15 protein-coding genes are annotated in these 20,128 nt (G+C 67.1%); 8 read left to right on the top strand and 7 right to left on the bottom strand.

The annotated features are described in order from the left end of the window. Nucleotides 1-107 precede the first annotated feature (107 nt). Complete coding sequence (locus tag HMP09_RS14960; protein WP_176501016.1) at nucleotides 108-593, top strand: hypothetical protein; 486 nt, start codon at nucleotides 108-110, stop codon at nucleotides 591-593. A gap of 45 nt (nucleotides 594-638) precedes the next feature. Here HMP09_RS14960 and HMP09_RS14955 read toward each other — a convergent pair whose 3' ends face one another. The 4 genes from HMP09_RS14955 to HMP09_RS14940 form a co-directional block, all read right to left on the bottom strand. After that, nucleotides 639-2,921, bottom strand: coding sequence for a TonB-dependent receptor (locus HMP09_RS14955; RefSeq protein ID WP_332103223.1), 2,283 nt, complete (start codon nucleotides 2,919-2,921; stop codon nucleotides 639-641). Nucleotides 2,922-3,010: 89 nt separating this feature from the next. Next, the gene (locus HMP09_RS14950; protein WP_176501014.1) at nucleotides 3,011-3,928 is read right to left on the bottom strand and encodes a FecR family protein; all 918 of its coding nucleotides are present in this window, start codon (nucleotides 3,926-3,928) and stop codon (nucleotides 3,011-3,013) included. Between the two features lie 36 nt (nucleotides 3,929-3,964). Next, entirely contained in the window at nucleotides 3,965-4,480 is a 516-nt protein-coding gene (locus HMP09_RS14945; protein ID WP_176501013.1) for an RNA polymerase sigma factor, read from the bottom strand. A 177-nt stretch (nucleotides 4,481-4,657) separates the two neighbouring features. After that, on the bottom strand, nucleotides 4,658-5,965 hold the full coding sequence (locus HMP09_RS14940) for a S1 family peptidase (protein WP_232090355.1): 1,308 nt from the start codon (nucleotides 5,963-5,965) through the stop codon (nucleotides 4,658-4,660). Nucleotides 5,966-6,110: 145 nt separating this feature from the next. Between HMP09_RS14940 and HMP09_RS14935 the strand changes: the two genes are divergently transcribed. Then, the gene (locus HMP09_RS14935; protein ID WP_176501012.1) at nucleotides 6,111-8,144 is read left to right on the top strand and encodes a S9 family peptidase; all 2,034 of its coding nucleotides are present in this window, start codon (nucleotides 6,111-6,113) and stop codon (nucleotides 8,142-8,144) included. A gap of 241 nt (nucleotides 8,145-8,385) precedes the next feature. On the opposite strand, the gene HMP09_RS14930 is transcribed toward HMP09_RS14935, so the two are convergent. After that, on the bottom strand, nucleotides 8,386-9,321 hold the full coding sequence (locus HMP09_RS14930; protein ID WP_176501011.1) for a DUF808 domain-containing protein: 936 nt from the start codon (nucleotides 9,319-9,321) through the stop codon (nucleotides 8,386-8,388). Between the two features lie 133 nt (nucleotides 9,322-9,454). Here HMP09_RS14930 and HMP09_RS14925 point away from each other — a divergent pair, with 133 nt between their 5' ends. Genes HMP09_RS14925 through HMP09_RS14915 form a run of 3 tightly spaced genes read left to right on the top strand, consistent with a single transcriptional unit; the run spans nucleotide 9,455 to nucleotide 13,678 of the window. Next, complete coding sequence (locus HMP09_RS14925) at nucleotides 9,455-10,465, top strand: adenosine deaminase (RefSeq protein WP_176501010.1); 1,011 nt, start codon at nucleotides 9,455-9,457, stop codon at nucleotides 10,463-10,465. Continuing rightward, entirely contained in the window at nucleotides 10,462-11,442 is a 981-nt protein-coding gene (locus HMP09_RS14920) for a bile acid:sodium symporter family protein (protein ID WP_176501009.1), read from the top strand. The genes HMP09_RS14925 and HMP09_RS14920 overlap by 4 nt, the downstream gene beginning before the upstream one ends. 46 nt (nucleotides 11,443-11,488) lie before the next feature. Further along, complete coding sequence (locus HMP09_RS14915; protein ID WP_232090353.1) at nucleotides 11,489-13,678, top strand: histidine kinase dimerization/phosphoacceptor domain -containing protein; 2,190 nt, start codon at nucleotides 11,489-11,491, stop codon at nucleotides 13,676-13,678. A 35-nt stretch (nucleotides 13,679-13,713) separates the two neighbouring features. Here HMP09_RS14915 and HMP09_RS14910 read toward each other — a convergent pair whose 3' ends face one another. Then, the gene (locus HMP09_RS14910; protein WP_176501008.1) at nucleotides 13,714-16,008 is read right to left on the bottom strand and encodes a TonB-dependent siderophore receptor; all 2,295 of its coding nucleotides are present in this window, start codon (nucleotides 16,006-16,008) and stop codon (nucleotides 13,714-13,716) included. Nucleotides 16,009-16,097: 89 nt separating this feature from the next. Here HMP09_RS14910 and HMP09_RS14905 point away from each other — a divergent pair, with 89 nt between their 5' ends. From HMP09_RS14905 to HMP09_RS14895, 3 genes are read left to right on the top strand one after another with little or no spacing between them, the layout of a single operon-like run. Beyond that, on the top strand, nucleotides 16,098-16,421 hold the full coding sequence (locus tag HMP09_RS14905; RefSeq protein WP_176501007.1) for an iron transporter: 324 nt from the start codon (nucleotides 16,098-16,100) through the stop codon (nucleotides 16,419-16,421). A gap of 8 nt (nucleotides 16,422-16,429) precedes the next feature. Then, a complete protein-coding gene (locus tag HMP09_RS14900) occupies nucleotides 16,430-17,977 on the top strand; it encodes a PepSY-associated TM helix domain-containing protein (RefSeq protein WP_176501006.1) in 1,548 nt (515 codons plus the stop codon). Continuing rightward, nucleotides 17,970-18,275, top strand: coding sequence for a DUF3325 family protein (locus tag HMP09_RS14895; RefSeq protein ID WP_176501005.1), 306 nt, complete (start codon nucleotides 17,970-17,972; stop codon nucleotides 18,273-18,275). The genes HMP09_RS14900 and HMP09_RS14895 overlap by 8 nt, the downstream gene beginning before the upstream one ends. Nucleotides 18,276-18,491: 216 nt before the next feature. Here HMP09_RS14895 and HMP09_RS14890 read toward each other — a convergent pair whose 3' ends face one another. Further along, complete coding sequence (locus HMP09_RS14890; protein ID WP_176501004.1) at nucleotides 18,492-20,060, bottom strand: peptide chain release factor 3; 1,569 nt, start codon at nucleotides 20,058-20,060, stop codon at nucleotides 18,492-18,494. Between the last annotated feature and the right edge of the window lie 68 nt (nucleotides 20,061-20,128).

Here is a 20,128-nt window from a genome sequence, read left to right as displayed (position 1 = left end):
AGAGGACGGAGACGTGGCCCGCGAACCTTGAACCCCACCGCATTATCCAGCGGCACCAGCGCGGATGCGGCGCGTTATCGGCTCGATAATTTCAGGGAAACGTCAGCATGATCACCACCATTGCCGAACTCGACCGCATCCGCGACGACAGCAAACGCCTCGTCACGACGCGCTCGATGATGTCTGCGGGCGCAGCCGTCGTGCCGATTCCCGGCGCGGACATCATCGCGGACATCGGCCTGCTCACCAAGCTGCTGCCCGAGATCAGCAAGCGCTTCGGCCTTGATCACGAGCAGGTGCAGAAGCTCGAGCCGCAGCTCGCGCAGCAGGCGCTGGTGATGGCGTCCAGCCTCGGCAACACGATGATCGGCCGGATGGTGACCAAGCGCATCGTCATTGCCCTGCTCCGCCGCGTCGGCGCGCGCGTTGCGGTGGGGTCGATGGCCAAGTTCGTGCCCTTCGCGGGCTCGGCGGTGGCGGCGACGATCAGCTTCGGCGCGATGAAACTGGTCGGCAACTCGCATGTCGACGATTGCTACAAGACCGCGCTGGCGTTGCTGCCCGCAGACCAGCGGGCGCTGGCGAACGCTTGAGGCAGCGCACGCCCCGCGTCCTGACGAACGTCGGGACGCGGGCGCTCAAAAGGCCGCGTCCAAGCCTATCCGGATCGTACGCGGACGTTGCGGCGTGATCTGCCCGCTGCCCATCTGGAACGGCGTGCCCAGCGCGAACCGGTTGCCGACGCTGTCGGTCAGGTTCGTCATCCCGAGCGTCACGCCCAGCGACGGCCGCCCGACCCGCGCGGTCAGCGCCGTATCGAGATAGTCCCCTTGCTCCTCGCCGAGCACCGGACCGACACCCAGCCGAGACCGGCCGACATAGCGCGCCCAGCCATATACCCGTAGTTCGAGATCCCGGCCGAGATCACGGCGATAGTCCGCCCCCAGCCGACCGGCGTAGCGCGCGATGTTGGGCACCTGGCTCATCCGCGCGAGCGCCACGAACAGCGCCGGGCTGGGTTCGGTCACGCGGCTGTCGTTATAGGTGAAGCCCGCATCGAGCGTCAGCCCGGCGACCGGCTTCCACCCGCCCGCTGCGCTGAACGTCCAGATCCGCCCGTCGCCGATGTTGGCGGTGCTTGGCAGGCCGGTCGCGTCGATGAAGTCCGCCTGGATATCCTGCCAGATCGTGTGCGATACGCTCGCCGTCAGATAGGCATTGTCGAGTCCGGCGAGCCCGTAGCGCACGCCGCTCTCCAGCGTCCGCACGCGATCATTCTCGAACCGCCGTACGAAATCGCTTTCGATCGCGAGGCCGCCGGGTCGAAACCCCTGTTGGTACCGACCATACAGCGACACCTTCGGCAGGACCGCCGCGATCAGCGACGCGGACGGGAGTACGCTCGTCTCGATCCGATCCGCCGTCACGCGAGCGCGGGCGAGCGCGACCGTCTCCAGCCGTGCCGGCGCGATGTCCTCGCCGGTTCCCGCGAGCGACGCTCGCGTGACGCGCGCGCCCGCCGTCGCGGTCAGCCCAGGCACCAACTGCACGCTCCCCTCGCCGTACAGCGTCGCCTCGTCGATGCTGTTCGTGACACCCGTCACTGGCGTCGGTGCATCGATCGGCCCCAGCGACCGCGAAAGCCGGGTGCGGTTGTGCGTGAAACTACCGCCCACCACCCAGCCGAACCCGTTGCGCATCGGCCGCCACACCCGCGTCTCGTTCGCGATCAGGTTGGTCGCGTTGCGCTGCGCGAACACTCGCGCGGCGCCTTCGGGCAGCGTCGCATCGTAGCGCTCGGTCAGCGTCTGCCCGACGATTCCGGTCGAGGACTTGACCTTCAATCCGCCGATCTCGCCCGATACGACGACCTGCCCCATCAGATAGTCCGCCGAGAACCCCTGCACGATCGCACTGGATCGTGTCAGGGCCGGCGCGTCGCGGTCGGCATATTGGCTGTCGTCGCCCTTGGTCCATTGCCCGATCCCGCCGAGATCGACCGTCCAGCCATTCCCCGCATCGAGCCGCAGCATCGCGCGACCGCCACCGATCCGCGTCCGGTTCACGTCGCGGCGATCGAGCACCGGGTTGTCGATATACCCGCCTTCACGCACGCCGTAGCCGACGACGCGCAACGCCACGCGGTCGCCGAGCGGCATGTTCAGCGTCGCGCCCAGGTCCGCGCCCGGATCGCCGTGCCATGTCGCCGAGAGTCCGCCCGCGATCGACGCCGACACTGCGCCCTGCTCCGGTGCGTTCGGCACGGTGCGGATGATCCCGCCGAGCGACCCTGCGCCGTACAGCGTCCCCTGCGGCCCTTCGAGCACCTCGACCGACGCGATATCGTACAGCCGCAGGTCTGGATCGGGCGCGTTATAGCTGAGACGGAGGTCGCCGAAATACTGGCCGACCGTGGTTTGCGTCGGTCCGGTGAAGCTGGAATCGGCGATCCCGCGAATGAACAGCTTGTTGCGGCCGGCGCCGAGATGCGTCGACGACACGCTTGCCAGCCGCGCGAGGATCGCCTCGGTCCCGCCCGCACCGCCGAGCGCAAGATCGACACCGTCGAGCAGCGCCACCTGCCCTGCGAAATCGCGCAACCGGACGTCGCGCTTGCTGCCGGTGACGACGATGTCCGCGCCTTCCGTCACCGGCGCGGCGATGGGGACGACCTTCGGCCGCTTCGCCCGGACCATCGCGACATGCGGTGCGCGAGCAACGAGCCGCCATCCCAACGGTCCTGCGGCTGCAACGTCGGCGTTTGCCGCGACGGCCAGTCGATCGAGCGCCTCACGCGCGCTCATCCGCCCGCGCACCGCCGGCACGCGCCGCGCCCATAGCGTCGGATCGCCGACGACGATGCTCGTCCCCGACTGACGCCCGAGCGCCAGCACCGCGTCGCCCAGACGCCCCGCCGGCAAGTCGACCGCCGGCGCCCTGCGCGTCAGAGGAGCCGCCTGCGCGGGAGCGACGACTACAAGCGCCGCGACGACCAGACATCCGCGCATCCTCACGAGCGCGAGAACATCACCCAGTGACCGTCACGCTTGCGGATCGCGACACCCAGCAGCGGCGCGGCGAGCCGGGGATCGCCGGACAGCTTGGCGGTCGCGATGCTGCCGCTGAACGGACGCTTCGCCACGCCCGGATCGACGCGCAGGTCGACGCCGAGCGCGCGCGACAGGTCGTCCGCGACCTCCGCCAGCGTCGCGCCTTCATAGGCCAGCACGCTGTCGCGCCACGACCCGACGCTGGCGACGTCGATGGTGGTCACGGTCGCCTCGCCGTCGCGCACGACCAACCCCTGCCCCTTTGCGAGCCGGATGCCGTCGCGTCCCGGGTTATAGTCGACCGCGCCCTCCGACACGGCGACCCGTGTTTCGCCGCGCGCGTGCTTCACGTCGAACGCGGTACCGACATCGACCAGACGTGCGCCGCCGACACTGACCTCGAACGGGTCGCTCGCGTCGTGCCGCACCACGAACATCGCCTCGCCGCGCTCTAGCGTCGCGGTGCGCGGGTCGTTGCGGTCGAGCGTCAGCCGCGTCGCACCGCCCATCGCGATGCTGCTCCCATCGGCGAGTTGTACCGTCCGCATCACGCCTGCCGCCGTCTCTACCGCATAGGGGTGCGCGCGCGTTTCGATCGCCTCATAGCCGACGAAGAGCGCGAGCGACGCCGCCATCGCTCCACCGACCCAGACCGGCCAGTGCCGCCGCGGAGTCCGCATCACGTCCGGAGCGAACTGCACGGCCGGCACGGTCGCCGCCATCTCCTCTATATCCGTCGACATCGCATGATACGCAGCCGCATGACGCGGGTCCGCCTCCAGCCAAGCCTGGAAGTTTTCCCAATCGTCGAACGCCTCGCCACCGGTCCTGACGACCCAGTCCAGCGCTTGCGCATCGATATCGTCATGCTCCGCCATCATGGCCTCCTATAGCCGAAGACGGAGACGATCGTATCAGGCCTCATCATACCGTCGCTTTGCATCGATCATCGCGCGGTAAGCTTTCCGCAGGTCGCCCTCGACGGTGCTGAGGCTGACCCCGAACTCGGCTGCGACCGTCCGTTGCTCGACCCCGTCGATGCGGTGGCGGCGGAAGATCCGCGCGGCGCGATCGCCGACCGATTGCAAGGCCGCCTCCGCCAGGGCCGCCTGCTCGCGCGCGATTACGACGCGTTCGGCGGAGGGCGCCTCGGACCGGTCGAGCGAAGGCCCGCCGGTCGCCTCGGTCCATTCACGATCGCGCTTCTCCGCCTGCCGCACGGCACGGTGACGATCGAGCATTAAATTGTTCGCCATCCGGTAGAGATACGACAGCGGCGACGCGATCGGGCCGGTCGGTGCGGTCTGGATCCGCATCCAGAGCTCGTGCAGCAGATCCTCCGCCGCATCGCCCGCGCCGAGCGAGCGAAGAAACCGCAGCAGCGTGTCGCGGTTCGCAAGGAAAACGGCCTCAAGGCCCGAGGAGTCCATAGTCCGCCCGTGTCGATAGGCCGCCGATCGGCGCTCGGCGGCACCGTGTTCCCGGCGGGACGTACAGCGCTTGGCGGGGAGACACAATCGGCCGCCCCCCCGCAGTCCTATTGGCGCAGTCCTATTGGCGCAGTCCTATCGGCGCACTCCTATTGGCGCCGTCCTATTGCTGCAGTCCTATTGGTGCAGCAGCGTCCAGCCCGGCGGCAGATAGTCCGTCGACATGTAATAATAGAATAGGCACGTGCCGTCGCGGCGATACGTCCCGCCCTTGACGAGGCCAAGCGCGGTCGTGCCTTCGAACACCGGCGCACCGCTGTCGCCGCCCTTGCATGTCGGCCCCTCGACCGCGACCCAGGTCGGCAGGCACGCGCCGCCGCACAGATCACCCGCCGGCGCAAAATCGACCATCGCGACCACCGCACAGCTATACCCGGTCCGCTCGCCGCGGTGGCACACGAAGTCGCCTGCGCGCGTGCTGGCCCGGTACCGCCACGTCGCGACAGGCCGCGCGAGCGTCTTGGCGGTATCGGCGTAGAACAGCGGCGCGTAGCTGACGCCGGCAGCCGTCGCGACGTTGACCTGCACGTCCTGATAGCCCCAGCCCCATTGCCCGACGAACGCCAGCGCCCATTCCTCGCGGCTGCCGTCCGATGGGCGCTTGCCGACATAGGACAGCGTGTCCGGGCAATGCGCCGCGGTGACCACGCCGTTCCGGATGCCATCGGATACGACGAAGCCGGTCGTGCAGGCATAGCGCTTGCCATCGACGGTGCCGACCACGCGCCCGCCCCCTTCGATCGCGCCGCTGGCGGCTGGTGCGGGTGCGATCTGGGTCGCGACGGGAGCGGCCTCGACCTGCATGTCGACTGGCGGGCGATCGACGATGTCGATGCGCACCGGCACGCCCGTCATCGCCGCGAAGCGCGCGCGCAACGCGCCGTTCCGGTCGAGATCGGCGTCGGCGCTCGCGGTCATCACGACAAGCTCGCCGGTCCGCTGGTCGACGCCGAGTCCGGGCGGATGCGGCAGGGCGGCGCGGATCTTCGCCTGGTAGCTGCTGATCGCCGCGAGCACGGCTTCGCGCGTCGCGGCAGCGCCGGTGCGGAAGACGATCGGGACGGTCATGCCGCCGGCGACGACCTGCTGGTCCGGCACGGGATCGGTGCCGGTCAGCAGCACGACGATCCGGTAGGTCGGCAGATGTTCGATCGCGATCCCGGCCCAGCGATCCTTGAAGATTTCGCGCAGCGCGTCGGTCGCCGGCACGCTGTCGCCCTGCGCGCGCAGCCGCCGCAACGCCTCGTCGAACGGCACGCCGAACCGCCGCGCATATTCCGCCGCATCCTGCATCAGCGCATCGACGGGCAATTGGACATGCGCCGCGCCGCTTGCGGGCGGAAGGACGACCTGTGCCGCAGACGCGGTCGCCATGGCAGCCACAAGCAGCGCACTTGCCGTCCCGCGGATCAAGGTCTTCAACATACACGGCGATCCTGGAGGCGTTGGGCGATTATGACCTGATACCGCCATGATCTGAACCGGTGCTGTCGTGCAAGCCAACTGAGAGGCACGCCGTGCAAACCCTGGTGATTGCGCCCGATCCCGCATGCGTCCTATCAAGCACGCCATGAAGATCATGCTCTCCGCCAGCCTCGCCGTGCTTGCCCTTGCGAGTGCCCCCGCCTCCGCCCGGCAACTCACCATCGACGACGTGACGATGCTCAGCCGCGTCGGTGCGCCGACTGCGTCGCAGGACGGGCACTGGCTCGTCTGGGCGCAGCGCGAGACCGATCTTGCCGCCGACAAGGGGCGTTTCGACCTATGGCGGCTCGATCTGAGCACGCCGGGCGCGTCGCCGGTGAAGCTGCTCGCCGATCCGCAGGTCAACGAGAACGATCCGCAGATCGTGGGCAGCACGGTGTATTTCACGCCGGACAAGGGCGGCGAGGATGCGGTCTGGTCGGTCCCCGTCACGGGCGGCACACCGCGCAAGCTGACGGCTTTCAAGGGCGGGTTCAGCGGCTTCAAGGTCGCGCCGACCGGGGACAAGCTGCTCGTCTGGGCGGATCGCAAGCCCGGCGCGCCGAGCCTCGAGCCGGCGATGGAGAAGAAGGATCCGAACGCTGGCGCAGGCCGCACCTACGACCAGCTGTTCGTGCGGCACTGGGACACGTGGGCGGACGGGACGCGCTCGCAGCTCTTCGTGCTGCCGCTGACCGCTGCGGGTGCGGCGGGGAACGGCGTTCCGCTGGTCGGCGCGCTGGTGGGCGATACGCCATCGAAGCCGTATGGCGGCGGCGAGGAAGTGTCGTGGAGCCCCGACGGTCGTACCGTCTACTTCGCGATGCGCGAGGCTGGGCGGATCGAGTCGCTGTCGACCAATCTCGATATCTTCTCGGTGCCGGCGGACGGCTCTGCGGCGCCGGTCAACCTGACCGCGGCGAACACAGCGACCGACAACCTGCCGACCGTGTCGCCCGATGGCCGCACGCTCGCGTTCTTCGCGATGCGCCGGCCTGGGTTCGAGGCGGACCGTCAGGTACTGACGCTGCGCGATATCGCCAGCGGCAAGACGGTGTCGCTGACCGAGCGTTGGGACCGGTCGGTCGGCTCGATCGCATGGGCGCCGGACTCGAAGTCGCTCTATGTGACGGCGGACGACACGCAGGAGACGCCGCTGTTCCGCGTCGACGCGACGAGCGGCGCCGTCACGCGGCTCACGCAGGAGGGCCAAGTCAGCGCAGTGGCGATCACCGCGCGGGGGCCTGTGGTGGCGATGGACAGCCTAATCGCACCAGCCGATTTCTACCGCGTCGCCGGGACCCGCGCACCGCAGCGGCTGACGCAGGTCAACGCTGCCAAGCTTGCGGGGATCGACATGCCGACGGTCACGCGGTTCAACTTCAAGGGTGCGAACGCCGATACCGTCTGGGGCTATGCGGTGAAGCCGTTCGGGTCCACGGGCAAGGTGCCGATCGCGTACATGGTGCATGGCGGGCCGCAAGGATCGAGCAACAACAGCTGGTCGTATCGCTGGAACCCCGCCGTGTTCGCGGGCGCGGGCTACGGCCTGGTCGCGGTCGATTTCCATGGGTCGACCGGCTATGGCCAGGGCTTCACCGACGCGATCAGCAACAACTGGGGCGGCTGGCCGCTCGAGGACCTGAAAAAGGGGCTGGCCGCGGCGACGGGCAAGTTCGCGTGGCTCGATGCCGACAATGCGTGTGCGCTCGGCGCGTCGTATGGCGGTTACATGATGAACTGGATCGAGGGGCAGTGGCCCGATCGCTTCAAGTGCATCGTCCAGCATGACGGCGTGTTCGACGCGCGCGCGATGGCGTACGAGACGGAAGAGCTGTGGTTCGACGAATGGGAGCATGGCGGGAAGGCCTATTACGAGGACCCGCAGGCGTTCGAGAAGTGGAACCCGGTCAATTACGTGGCGAAGTGGAAGACGCCGATGCTGGTCATTACCGGCGAGAAGGACTTCCGCATTCCGTACACGCAGGGGCTGGCGACGTTCACCGCGCTCCAGCGTCGCGGGATTCCGTCGCGACTGCTAATCAATTCGGGCGAGAACCACTGGGTGCTGAAGCCGAAGAACTCGCGGCAATGGTATGGCGAGGTGCTCGGCTGGATGAACAAGTGGACCGCCAAATAGCGGCTAAGCGTCCCCGAAGAGACACCACCCCGGCGAAGGCCGGGGCCCAATTGGGAAGGTCGAAGTACCAAGGGGCTGTCCGCCGTTACCGCCGTTCCCCAATTGGGCCCCGGCCTCCGCCGGGGTGGTGATTGGTGACAGCGCCTCCTAACCAACCGCGACGTGTTTCCCCGCGAAGGCGGGGATCCAGACTGGGCTCCCGCCTTCGCGGGAGAACAAGGAAGCATGAACAACGCTCTGGTCAGTGCGCCTCGGGCTTCTTCACCGCATGCAAACCCAGCGCGATCGCGCCGCCGAGGATCAGGCCGACCACGCCCGAGAAGAACGCGTTCACCGCCCAGTTCACCGCGCCCTTGGCGAACGGTACCGCCGCCGCCGCGTGCTCGGCCGTATCGTGGATCCAGTGCGGGAGCGTCGTGAAGCCGAATGTCTCGACCCCGTGGACGATGATCTGACCCCCGACCCACACCATCGCCGCGGTACCGATCACTGACAGCGCCGACATGACGAGCGGCATGCCCTTCACCAGTCCGCGGCCGATCGCCTGGACCGGAGCGCTGCTGCGTTGCGCCAGATGCAGGCCGATATCGTCCATCTTCACGATCAACGCGACGACGCCGTAGACGCCGATCGTAATGACGATGCCGACCAGCGCCAGCACGATCGCCTGCTCCCAGATCGGCTTGGTCGCGACGTCCGACAGCGCGATCACCATGATCTCGGCCGACAGAATGAAGTCCGTGCGGATCGCGCCCGAGACCTTCTGGTCCTCCAGCACCTTCGCGTCGGTTGGCACGTCGACGTCTTCCTCGGCATGACCGCCCCCGAACGCCTCGAGAATCTTCTCGGCGCCCTCGAAGCACAGATATGTCCCGCCGATCATCAGCAGCGGCGTGAGCAACCACGACGCGAACGCGCTGAGCGCGAGCGCGGCGGGGAGGATGAAGATCAGCTTGTTGCGGAACGAGCCCAGCGCGATCTTCCAGATCATCGGCAGTTCGCGCTTTGGCTCGAACCCGACCATGTAGCGCGGCGTCACCGCGGCGTCGTCGACCACCACGCCGATCGCCTTGCTGCCCGCCTTGCTGGTCGCCGCGCCGATATCGTCGAGGCTCGCGGCGGCGAGCTTGGTGATCCCGGCGATGTCGTCGAGCAGTGCGACCAATCCTGTGGGCATCGAGTCTGTCCTTCGCGTAGGTTTACGCGCTCGGTAACGTGACAGGATTGTCATGCAACGGCTTTCGCACTTGCGGTAGTGCGCGGCGCGCGGAATGGTTGCAGCCGACGCGACCCCAGCGACAGGACGGATCATGACCGACGACTTCATCACGAACCTGCCCAAGGCCGAACTCCACCTCCATATCGAGGGCAGCCTGGAGCCCGAACTGATGTTCGCGCTGGCCGAGCGCAACAAGGTCGCGATCCCGTTCAAGAGCGTCGAGGACGTCAGCGCGGCGTATAGCTTCACCAACCTCCAGACCTTTCTCGACATCTATTATGCCGGCGCCGCGGTGCTCCAGACCGAGGAGGATTTCCGCGATCTGGCGGTCGCCTATTTCGACCGCGTCGCGGCAGACGGCGTGATCCATGCCGAGATCTTCTTCGATCCGCAGACGCACACGCATCGCGGCATTCCGTTCGACGTGGTCGCGCGCGGGCTGTTCGCTGGCATCGACGAGGCGCAGGCCAGGCACGGCATGAGCGTGGGGCTGATCATGAGCTTCCTGCGCCATCTCGACGAGGAGGATGCGTTCAAGACGTTCGCGCAGGCCGAGCCGTGGCTCGACCAGTTCATCGGCGTCGGGCTCGATTCGTCCGAGGTCGGGCATCCGCCATCGAAGTTCGCGCGCGTGTTCGCGGCGGCGGGGGATGCCGGGCTGATGCTGTGCGCGCATGCCGGCGAGGAGGGACCGCCTGCGTATATTCACGAGGCGCTCGACATCCTTCAGGTCGACCGGATCGACCATGGCAACCGCGCGCTGGAGGATCCGGCGCTGGTCGCCCGCCTGGCGCGCGACGCGATGACGTTGACCGTATGTCCACTGTCCAACGTCGCGCTGCGCAACGTCGACCGGCTGGAGAACCACCCGATCGACCGGATGCTCGATCTCGGCCTGCGCGCGACGATCCATTCGGACGATCCGGCCTATTTCGGGGGCTATATCGGCGAGAATTTCCGGCAGACCGCGCGCGCGCGCAATCTCTCGCGCGAGCAGGTGGTGACGCTTGCGCGCAACAGCTTCCTCGGCAGCTTCCTCGACGACGCGGCGCTCAGCGGCCATCTCGCGACGCTGGATGCGTATGTAAAAGCGCATCCATGATCGGACGTTTCCTGGCGGTCTTCGAGCCGTTCATCCTGATGCTGCTCGGGACCGTCGTGTTGGCCAGCCTGTTGCCGGCTCGCGGCGAGATGGCGACGATCGTCGGCTATGCGGCGGATATCGGCATTGTCCTGCTCTTCTTCCTGCACGGCGCGAAACTGTCGCGCGATGCGATCTGGGCAGGCTTGCGCAATTGGAAGCTGCATCTGGCAGTGTTGGCGGTCACGTTCGTCGCGTTCCCGCTGTTCGGATTGGGGCTCAGCGCGTTGCCGTTCGTGAGCGGGCCGCTAGCTGCCGGACTGCTGTTCCTGACGTTGCTCCCCTCGACCGTTCAGTCCTCGATCGCGTTCACCGCGATCGCGCGCGGCAATGTCGCAGCCGCCGTGTGCAGCGCGTCGTTCTCCAACCTGCTCGGCATCCTGGTCACGCCCGCGTTGGTCGCGCTGCTGATGCGGACGTCAGATAGCGCCGGGCTGTCGCTCCAGAGCGTCGAGTCGATCGTCCTGCAACTCCTCGTGCCGTTCGTCGCGGGGCATCTGCTCCGCCCGCTGATCGGCGCGTGGGTGACGCGCAACAAGGCACTGCTGACGGTGGTCGATCGCGGTTCGATCCTGCTGGTCGTTTACAGCGCGTTCGGCGCGGCGGTGGTCGAGGGACTGTGGACCAGATTGTCGATCGGCGATCTGATCCTGATCGGGCTCCTGTGTGCCGCGCTGCTCGCATTCGTGCTGGCGCTTACCTTTGCGGTCGCACGCCTGATGAAGCTGCCCCGCGAGGATGCGATCGTGCTGCAATTCTGCGGGTCGAAGAAGAGCCTGGCGTCGGGCGTGCCGATGGCGGGCGTGCTGTTCCCACCCGCGCAGGTCGGCGTGATCCTGCTGCCGCTGATGCTGTTCCACCAGTTGCAGCTGATCGCCTGCGCGGTAATCGCGCGGCGTTACGGCGAGAGCGCACCGGCCGATATTGCGGCAGATTAATGCCGTAAGCGGCTGCAGGTATTTGCTTTGTTCCGCCGGGGACGGCATGATCGGCGTTCTTGAGGAGAGTTTCACCTACATGAGCGCGTCGAGCGATACTGCCAGTTCTGCCAAGGACGTGGGGCTGGACCTGACCGCGTGCGACCGCGAGCCGATTCATATTCCCGGTGCGATCCAGCCGCACGGCCTGCTGCTCGTCGCCGACGCCGCGACTCTTACGATCGTCGCGGGCGCGGGCGATCTCGAAACCCGGCTGGCCCCCGACTGGCTGGGCCGCGATCTGTCGGCACTACTGGCGCAGGACGTCGCCGCGACTTTGTCGTCCGACGAGCCGATCGCCGGTGTCGCGATCGCCGGGGTGCCGGTTACGGGGCCGACCGAACGGTTCGACGTCACGATCCACCGCGGCGCGGTCCATGTCATCGTCGAGCTCGAACCCGTCGAGGCCGAGCCGATGACCGCGGCCGGCATGCTGGGCCGGCTCAACGCGATGGCGATGACGTTCGAACGCGCCAGCAACCTGCAGGCGCTGTGCGAGCGTGCGGCGACCGCGTTCCGGCAGCTGACCGGGTTCGACCGCGTGATGGTCTACCGTTTTCTCGACGACGAGGCCGGCCGCGTGATGGCGGAAGACAAGGTGTCGGGTCTCGGCACCTTCCTCAATCATCATTTTCCCGCGTCGGACATCCCCAGGCAGGCCCGCGCGCTGTATGTGCGCAACCGGACGCGGACGATCCCGACGATCGCCTACGTACCGGCTGTGCTACGCCCGGCCGGGTTCGAGACGCTCGATCTGAGCGACGTCGCGCTGCGCAGCGTGTCGCCGATCCATCTGCGCTATCTCGCCAACATGGGGGTCGCGGCGTCCGCATCGATCTCGATCGTCAAGGACGGGCTGTTGTGGGGCATGATCGCCTGCCACCACGGCACGCCGAAGAGCCTCACCCCGGATATCCGTGCCGCCTCGGCGACGCTTGCCGGCGGACTTGCGCGCCAGATTCGCGCGAAGGAAGAAGCCGAGACCTATCGGGAGCGGCTGCGGCTGCGCGCGGCGGAAGATGCGGTGATTCCCAAGCTCGCGACCGAACCGGCGCCACGCACCATCGTCACGGCGTTGCGCGACGATCTTCGCCGGATGTTTGATGGCGATGGGTTTGCCTATGTCGATGGCCAGATCGTCGATATTGATGGCGTGTGTCCGCCCAAGGACGACATTCTCGATCTTGCCGCGTGGACGCGGACGCGTGGCGGGATCGAGCCGTTCGCCACGCACGAACTGCCGATCGCCTACCCGTCGGCGCGCGCCTATTCCGCCAGGGCGAGCGGCCTGCTCGCGCTGCCGCTGGTCGACGAGGGCGCGGTGCTGCTGTGGTTCCGCGCCGAGCAGATCGAAGAGGTCGAGTGGGCGGGCAATCCGCACAAGGCGGTATCCGTCGATCCGAACGCAGTCCTTACCCCGCGCACGTCGTTCGAATCGTGGACGCAGGCCGTCAGCGGTCGATCGCGACGCTGGACGCGCGAGGAGATCGAGGCCGCGCACCGACTGCGCCGGGCGTTCCACGACGCGTACGTCAACCAGCGGCTGCGGTCGCTGAACGCCGACCTGCAGCGCACGCTCGCCGACAAGGACGCGTTGATCGCGCAGAAGGACGTCCTGATGAAGGAGGTCAATCACCGCGTGCAGAACAGCCTCCAGCTGGTCGCCGCGTTCCTGTCGTTGCAGGCGAAATCGTCCGACGACGCCAAGGTGAAGGAGCATCTCGCCGAAGCCCAGGCCCGGCTCGCGGCGGTCGCGCTGGTCCATCGGCGGCTGTACCGCGACGATCAGGTCGAGTCGGTCGATCTGTCCCGGTATATCGAGGAACTGGCGGAGGACATGAAGACCTCGCTCGGCGACGACTGGGCGTCGCAGATGACGCTCGACCTGGCGCCGGTCCTGGTCGCCACCGATCGTGCGGTGAACATCGGGCTGGTGCTGACCGAACTCGTCATCAACGCCAGCAAATATGCGTATCGCGGACAGGCCGGCCCGATCCAGATCATCCTGGAACAGCATCGCAACCGAATGCGGCTGATCGTCGCGGACAATGGCGTCGGCAAGTCCGGGAGCCGCGTGGGCTTCGGCAGCCGCATGATGACCGCTATCGTCGCCGGGCTGTCGGGTGAGATCGAGCAGGACGACAACATGCCCGGATTGCGCGTGATCCTGAGCGCGCCGATCGAGGACGTACGCTGACATCGGGGGCATTGCCCCCGATGTCAGCACTGCGGCTACCAGTTGAAGCGCAACGACCCGACAACGGTCCGCGAGGCGCCGAAGTAACAGCTGTCGACGAAGAAACAGCTGGCGATGTGGCGCTTGTCGAACAGGTTGGCGACGTTCGCGGTCAGGCTCATGCCCTTGAGCGAGTCGTCGAACTTGCCGAGATCATAGCCGAGCACCGCATCGACCAGCACATAGCCCGGCGACTGGAACCGGGTGACGACGGTCTGGTTGGCGGCCACGCGCGTCGCGGTGCCATCGGACTTGCCGACATAGCGCACGCCGCCGCCAATGTTGAACCCCGACAAGGCGCCGCCCCCGGTCCGTGACAGGTCGTAGTTCACGAAGCTCGATGCGCTCCACGTCGATATGCCGAGCGGCCTGGTGCCGGTGACGCCGCTGAGCTGATCGCCGGTGCCGACGACCGGCGTGCCCTGCGTGACCTCGGGATCGGTATAGGTGCCGGCGACCGTGACGGTCAGGCCCGGCGTAATCTCGCCCCGCCCGTCGAGCTCGATGCCCCGCACCGCGACTTCGCCGATCTGGATCGAGAAATTGGGGTTGGCGGGATCGGTCGTCGGCACGTTCTGGCGCCGCAGATCGAACGCCGAGAGCGTGAACAGCGCGCTGGTGCCGCGCGGCTGGTATTTCAGGCCCGCTTCGTACTGGCGACCGGTGACGGGCACGAACGATGCGCCGTCGAAGCCGGTGCCGGTCTGCGGCTCGAAGCTTTCCGAATAGCTGGCGAAGGGCGCCAGGCCGACCTTGGTCTCGTACAGCGCGCCGAGGCGGCCGGTGAACGCCGTCTGGTGGAGACGCGTCACACCGCTGGCGAGCCCTGCCGCGGCGTTGCGGTTCACCGTCGTCTGGTCGTACCAGTCGTAGCGCCCGCTCGCGATGAGTTGCAGCCCGCCGATCGCGATCTGGTCCTGCACATAGGCGCCGACCTGGTCGATCTTGCGGAAATTGCGCGTCTGGGTGAGCGGGAAGCTGGGCTGCACGCCGCCATAGACCGGTGCGAACAGCGTGAGGTTCGGGATGCTGGTGGACGGATTGCCGGTCACGCCGGTGTTGAACTGCTGCGCGTTCCTACCCTGGTTGTTCTGCCAGTCGACACCCGCGAGCAGCGTGTGCTGCAACGGCCCGGTCGCGAACTTGGCGGTCGCGTGGTTGTCGATCGTGATCGTCCGGAACGATTCGTCCGACCCGCCCCCGCCGCGCACGATCGTCGAGAAATCGGTGGTGCGATTGGCGCCCGTACCGGTCGTCGCGAACGCCGACAGGTAGATCTGGCGGTAGTGGAGATCGACGTCGAGGTAGCGAGCACTGATCGCCCAGCTCAGCCGGTCGTTAAAGTCGTGGCGGAACAGCAGCGTCGCCGATTTCTGCTTGCGATCGAACGCTTCATACGCAGGCTCGCTCACGTTGAAGTCGGTCGCGAACTGCCCGAACGGATTGGCGAGTGCGGAGCCATAGGCCGGCACGCCGCTGTACGACGCCGATTCCGGATCGCGCTGGTAATTGAGGATCAGCGTGACGCTGGTCGCCTCGTCGGGCGCGAAGGTCAGCATGGGGCGTGCGTAATAGCGGCGGTTGCCGGTCATCGCGACGAACCCGTCCGACCGCTCGGCGCCCGCGATCACGCGGAACAGCCATTTGTGATCCTTGTCGAGCGGCTGGTTCACGTCGATCGCACTGCGCAACAGGTCGAAATTGCCCGCCGCCAGCTCGATCCGCCCGCCGGATTCGGCATAGGGAACCTTGCTGGTCAGGTTGACCAGCCCGCCCGGCGTCGAGTTGCCGTACAGAACCGATGCCGGTCCCTTGATCACATCGACGCGCTCGACGAGGTGGAAGTCGATCTGCGGCGTGGAATAGACCCCGCCCAGCAGCCGCATACCGTCCATATACTGGCCCGGCGCGAAGCCGCGGACGTAGAGCTGATCGTAACGGGTGGCGACGTTGCCGCGCTGGTTCGGCGAGACGCCCGCGACATAACCGAGCGCCTGGTTGATCGACAGCGCGTTGCGAAGCGTCAGTTCCTTCTCGTCGATGCTGGTGATGACCTGCGGCGTGCGGATCAGCGGCGTCTCGGTCTTGGTGCCGGTGCTGCCGGTCTTGCGGATACGCTCGCCGTTGACGATGATCTCGTCGCTACGAGTCTGGGCATCGTCGTCCGATGGCGGCACGCCGACGTCAGTCGCCGCCGGTACGATCGGCGGATGGCCTTCTGCAAAGGCCGGCACCGCGATGCTGCCGAACGTCGTCCCCAACAGCAACCCGACCACGAAACGTCCCCGCATAAGCGATACCCACTTTGATATTGATAATGACTCGCAAAGCCCGCTAAAGGCGGTTCGGCAACACGGCAAGGAAAAATGACAGAATGTTCATGCACGGCCGGATCTTGAACGCCGGCCCATTTCCCAAGCGCCGGACCGTGCGTCCGGTCGTCTGGAGCACGCTGTTCCGGAGCGCGACCGCGCTGGTCGGCGGCTATGCCGCGGCGGCGGTGCTGGCGACGTTGCTCGCCCGCCTGCTCCCCGTTCCGCGCGTCGAGGCGACGAGTTGGGGCATGATCCTGTCGTTCGCGATCTATGCGGCCATCGCCTTGTGGTGCTTCCACGAACACCGGCTCGCACGGGTCGCAGCGCTCGTATGGGGACTCGCACTCATCGGCGGCGGCGTGCTCTGGCTACTCGGCGTTCGGCCTTGAGCGGAGCCGTGAGGACCAATGTCCGCCAGAGCATGGCGTGGATCCACGGTTGGCTCGGCCTGCTGGCCGGCTGGATCCTGTTCGCCATGTTCCTGACCGGGACGGCGAGTTATTTCCGGCCCGAAATCACGCAGTGGATGCAGCCGGAATTCCGTGCGACTCCGGTCACGACGCTCCACGCGGCGGAGACGGCGGTCGCGCACATGCAGCGGGTCGGCGCGGACGACCTCCAATGGTATATCTATCTTCCGGATGCGCGCACCGCGGTCACGCGGGTCTTCGAACTGCGCAAGCCGGACCCCAAGGCGGCCAAGCGTCGCGCGCCCGAAATCGTGCTCGACCCTGCGACCGGCGATAACGTCCACGCCCGCGAGACTCGCGGCGGCGAGCATTTCTATCGCTTCCATTTCCAGCTGCAATTGCCGCATCCCTGGGGCCGCTGGCTCGCCGGGCTCTGCGCGATGTTCATGCTCGGCGCGATCGTGTCGGGCGTGATCACGCACAAGCGGATCTTCGCCGATTTCTTCACGCTGCGCTGGAACAAGGGACAACGGAGCTGGCTCGATGCGCACAACGTCTCGGCGGTACTGGCGCTGCCCTACCACGCGATGATCACCTATACCGGGCTGATCACGCTGGTGGCGATGTACATGCCGTGGCCGGTCGTCGCGACCTACGCCAAGCCCGCCGAGTTCGCGCAAGCGGCGTTCGGCATACCGACCGAGCGCGATGCAAAGGGCGTGGCAACGCCGTTGGTCGCGATCGGCCCGCTGGTCGCGGACGCTGAGCGGCGCTTCGGTGCGCCCGTCGCGACGCTGGTGGTGCGCAACCCGAGCGACGCCGCCAGCACCGTCACGCTGTACCGTCATTCGAGCGCCTCGCTCAACGGACGCGGTCCATCGGTCACCTATGCGGGCGGCGACGGGCGGTTCCTCGAGGGTGCCGGCGGCGTCGGCCCCGCGCTCGCCACCGCCGGCGTGATGCTGGGGCTGCACGTCGCACAGTTCGCAGGGCCGGCGTTGCGCTGGGCGTATTTCGTGCTGGGGCTGACCGGCGCGGCGATGGTCGGGACCGGGCTGCTGCTGTGGACCGCCAAGCGCCGCAAGCCCGGCGCGGTGCCGTTCTTCGGACTGAAGCTGGTCGAGCGGCTGAACATCGGCGTCATCGCCGGCCTCCCGATCGGGATGGCCGCCTATCTGCTCGCCAACCGCCTGATCCCCGCCGCAGCCGCAAACCGCGCCGACGCCGAAGTCGCGACGATGTTCTGGGCATGGGGTGGCGTTGCGCTCCTGCAAATGCTCCGGCCGGCGCGCCGTGCGTGGACCGACGGGTTCGCGATCGGCGCCATCGCGTTCGCGGCGATCCCGGTGGTCGATACGGTGACCACGCCGCGCGGGCTGCCGGCATCGATCCTGACCGGCGACACGCTGTTCGCGGCGTTCGACTTCGCCATGCTCGCGGTCGCCGCGCTGCTCGCACTCGGCGCCTGGCGCTCCGCCCGGAGCAAACCCGTCGCAAAGATCCGCAAATCCGTATCGGAGACCGTACATGCTTGAAGCCACCGCGCTGTGCTTCTTCGGCTGGCTGCTGCTCGCGGCAACCGCGTTCCGGTATCGGCGCGACCTGGGAATCGTCGCCCCCTCCGCGATCCGCGCGCTGCGCCTCGTCGCGGCGCTCGTTCTCGCAGTGGCGCTGTTCCACTGTGGCGCACCGCTGACGGGCGAGCGTTTCGTGCGGTTCCTCGGCGCGGCATCGATTGCGGGCGTGGCGCTTGTGATGCTCTTGTCGTTCAAGCCGATCGAGACGATGCAGCCGGTCCGGATCGCGTTGAAGGCCGTACGGCCTCGGCTTTAGAGTAGGCGCCGGGAACGGGCGTGATCCGGTGACGTTTCGAGGAGATCGCGTCCTGCCGGCGCATCCTCGTCGAAGAGCGCCGTCACTATAGCTCGGCCGGCAAGACCGACCAGACACTGTGATCTTTCGTTCAGGGGCCGGCAAAAACTTCGAGGACGCCGTGTCGCCTTCGAAGACCGTGTCGCCTTCGAAGACCTTGCCGGCCGATGCGATAGCCTATCTCTCGCGCGTCGCGGCGAAGCGAATCTTTGAATAACGCTCGGCGATGTAGTTCACTTCCCACGCGCTCTTGGCAAGGAAGACGGGGTTGCCGTCGCGGTCCTTGGCCATCGCGCCGCGGTTGATCTCGGCGAACGTCTTAAGCTCCTGCGGGTCTTCCGCCGAAATCCAGCGGGCGGTCTCGTACGGGGCGGGTTCGAGTCCTGCCGCAACCTTATACTCCGCATCGAGGCGCGAGAGCAGCACTTCGAGCTGGAGCTGCCCGACCACGCCGATGATCCAGTTCGAGCCGATGTCGGGGTAGAAGACCTGCGTCACCCCCTCCTCCGCCATGTCGTCGAGCGCCTTGCGCAACTGCTTGGTCTTGGTGAAATCCTTCAGCACGACGCGGCGCAGGATTTCGGGGGCGAAGTTCGGCAGGCCCGTGAAGCGGATCGCCGCCCGTTCGCTGAGCGTATCGCCGACGCGCAGCGTGCCGTGGTTGGGGATGCCGATGATGTCGCCGGGAAACGCCTCGTCCGCCAACTCGCGGTTCTGCGCGAAGAACAGGATCGGCGAATGGACCGCGATCGGCTTGCCGTGGCCGGTGGGCGTCAGCTTCATGCCGCGCTTGAACACGCCCGAACAGAGCCGCATGAACGCGATGCGATCGCGGTGGTTGGGGTCCATGTTCGCCTGCACCTTGAACACGAAGCCGGTCACTTCGGGCTCTTCGGGGGAGATCGGCGCGGGTTCGGCCGGCTGCGCGCGCGGTGGCGGGGCGTAGTCGGCGAGTGCGGCGATCAGCTCGGCGACGCCGAAATCCTTCAGCGCGGACCCGAAATACACCGGCGTCAGGTCGCCGCGGCGATAGGCTTCCGGGTCGAAGCTCGAATAGCCGCCCTGCGCGAGTTCGGCCTCGTCGTTCAGGCGGATCATGGCTTCGGGGCTCAGGATCTTGGCGAGTTCGGGGTCGTCGATGCCGGTGAAGGGAATCGCCTTACCCATGAATTCGCGGCTGTCGCCTTCGGGGCGGCTGAGCGTGTTGGCGTAGAGATCGTACACGCCCTCGAATTCGCCGCCCATGCCGACCGGCCAGCTCATCGGGCAGACGTCGAGCTGGAGCATCTCGGCCACCTCGTCGAGCAGTGAGAACGGATCGCGGCCCTCGCGGTCGACCTTGTTGACGAAGGTGATGATCGGCACGTTGCGCAGGCGGCAGACCTCGAACAGTTTGCGCGTCTGCGGCTCGATGCCCTTGGCGGCGTCGATCACCATGACGGCGGAGTCGACCGCGGTCAGCGTGCGGTAGGTGTCTTCGGAGAAGTCCTCGTGACCCGGCGTGTCGAGCAGGTTGAAGGTGATCCCCTGTCGCTCGAATGTCATCACCGACGAGGTGACCGAGATGCCGCGCTGCTGCTCGATCTTCATCCAGTCGGAGCGGGCGCGGCGGGTCTGGCCGCGCGCCTTCACTTCGCCGGCGAGATGGATCGCGCCGCCGAAATACAGCAGCTTCTCGGTCAGCGTGGTCTTGCCGGCATCGGGATGCGAGATGATCGCGAAGGTGCGGCGGGGGGATATGGTCATGATGTGGGTCCGGGGAGCGCGGGCGACCGGCTCGGGAAAAGAGGATGCGCGCTCTTGGCAGATGTGGG

This window comes from Sphingomonas sp. HMP9 (assembly GCF_013374115.1).
Classification (GTDB): domain Bacteria; phylum Pseudomonadota; class Alphaproteobacteria; order Sphingomonadales; family Sphingomonadaceae; genus Sphingomonas.
The sequence above is the reverse complement of the archived record's forward strand: the minus strand, read 5'-3'. Positions and strand labels throughout refer to the sequence as shown.

Bases quoted from the DNA above. Each gene is read 5' to 3' on its own strand.
- HMP09_RS14960 (WP_176501016.1), top strand. From the start codon at position 108: ATGATCACCACCATTGCCGAACTCGACCGCATCCGCGACGACAGCAAA.
- HMP09_RS14950 (WP_176501014.1), bottom strand. From the start codon at position 3,928: ATGGCGGAGCATGACGATATCGATGCGCAAGCGCTGGACTGGGTCGTC.
- HMP09_RS14945 (WP_176501013.1), bottom strand. From the start codon at position 4,480: ATGGACTCCTCGGGCCTTGAGGCCGTTTTCCTTGCGAACCGCGACACG.
- HMP09_RS14940 (WP_232090355.1), bottom strand. From the start codon at position 5,965: ATGTTGAAGACCTTGATCCGCGGGACGGCAAGTGCGCTGCTTGTGGCT.
- HMP09_RS14935 (WP_176501012.1), top strand. From the start codon at position 6,111: ATGAAGATCATGCTCTCCGCCAGCCTCGCCGTGCTTGCCCTTGCGAGT.
- HMP09_RS14930 (WP_176501011.1), bottom strand. From the start codon at position 9,321: ATGCCCACAGGATTGGTCGCACTGCTCGACGACATCGCCGGGATCACC.
- HMP09_RS14925 (WP_176501010.1), top strand. From the start codon at position 9,455: ATGACCGACGACTTCATCACGAACCTGCCCAAGGCCGAACTCCACCTC.
- HMP09_RS14920 (WP_176501009.1), top strand. From the start codon at position 10,462: ATGATCGGACGTTTCCTGGCGGTCTTCGAGCCGTTCATCCTGATGCTG.
- HMP09_RS14915 (WP_232090353.1), top strand. From the start codon at position 11,489: ATGATCGGCGTTCTTGAGGAGAGTTTCACCTACATGAGCGCGTCGAGC.
- HMP09_RS14910 (WP_176501008.1), bottom strand. From the start codon at position 16,008: ATGCGGGGACGTTTCGTGGTCGGGTTGCTGTTGGGGACGACGTTCGGC.
- HMP09_RS14905 (WP_176501007.1), top strand. From the start codon at position 16,098: ATGCACGGCCGGATCTTGAACGCCGGCCCATTTCCCAAGCGCCGGACC.
- HMP09_RS14895 (WP_176501005.1), top strand. From the start codon at position 17,970: ATGCTTGAAGCCACCGCGCTGTGCTTCTTCGGCTGGCTGCTGCTCGCG.
- HMP09_RS14890 (WP_176501004.1), bottom strand. From the start codon at position 20,060: ATGACCATATCCCCCCGCCGCACCTTCGCGATCATCTCGCATCCCGAT.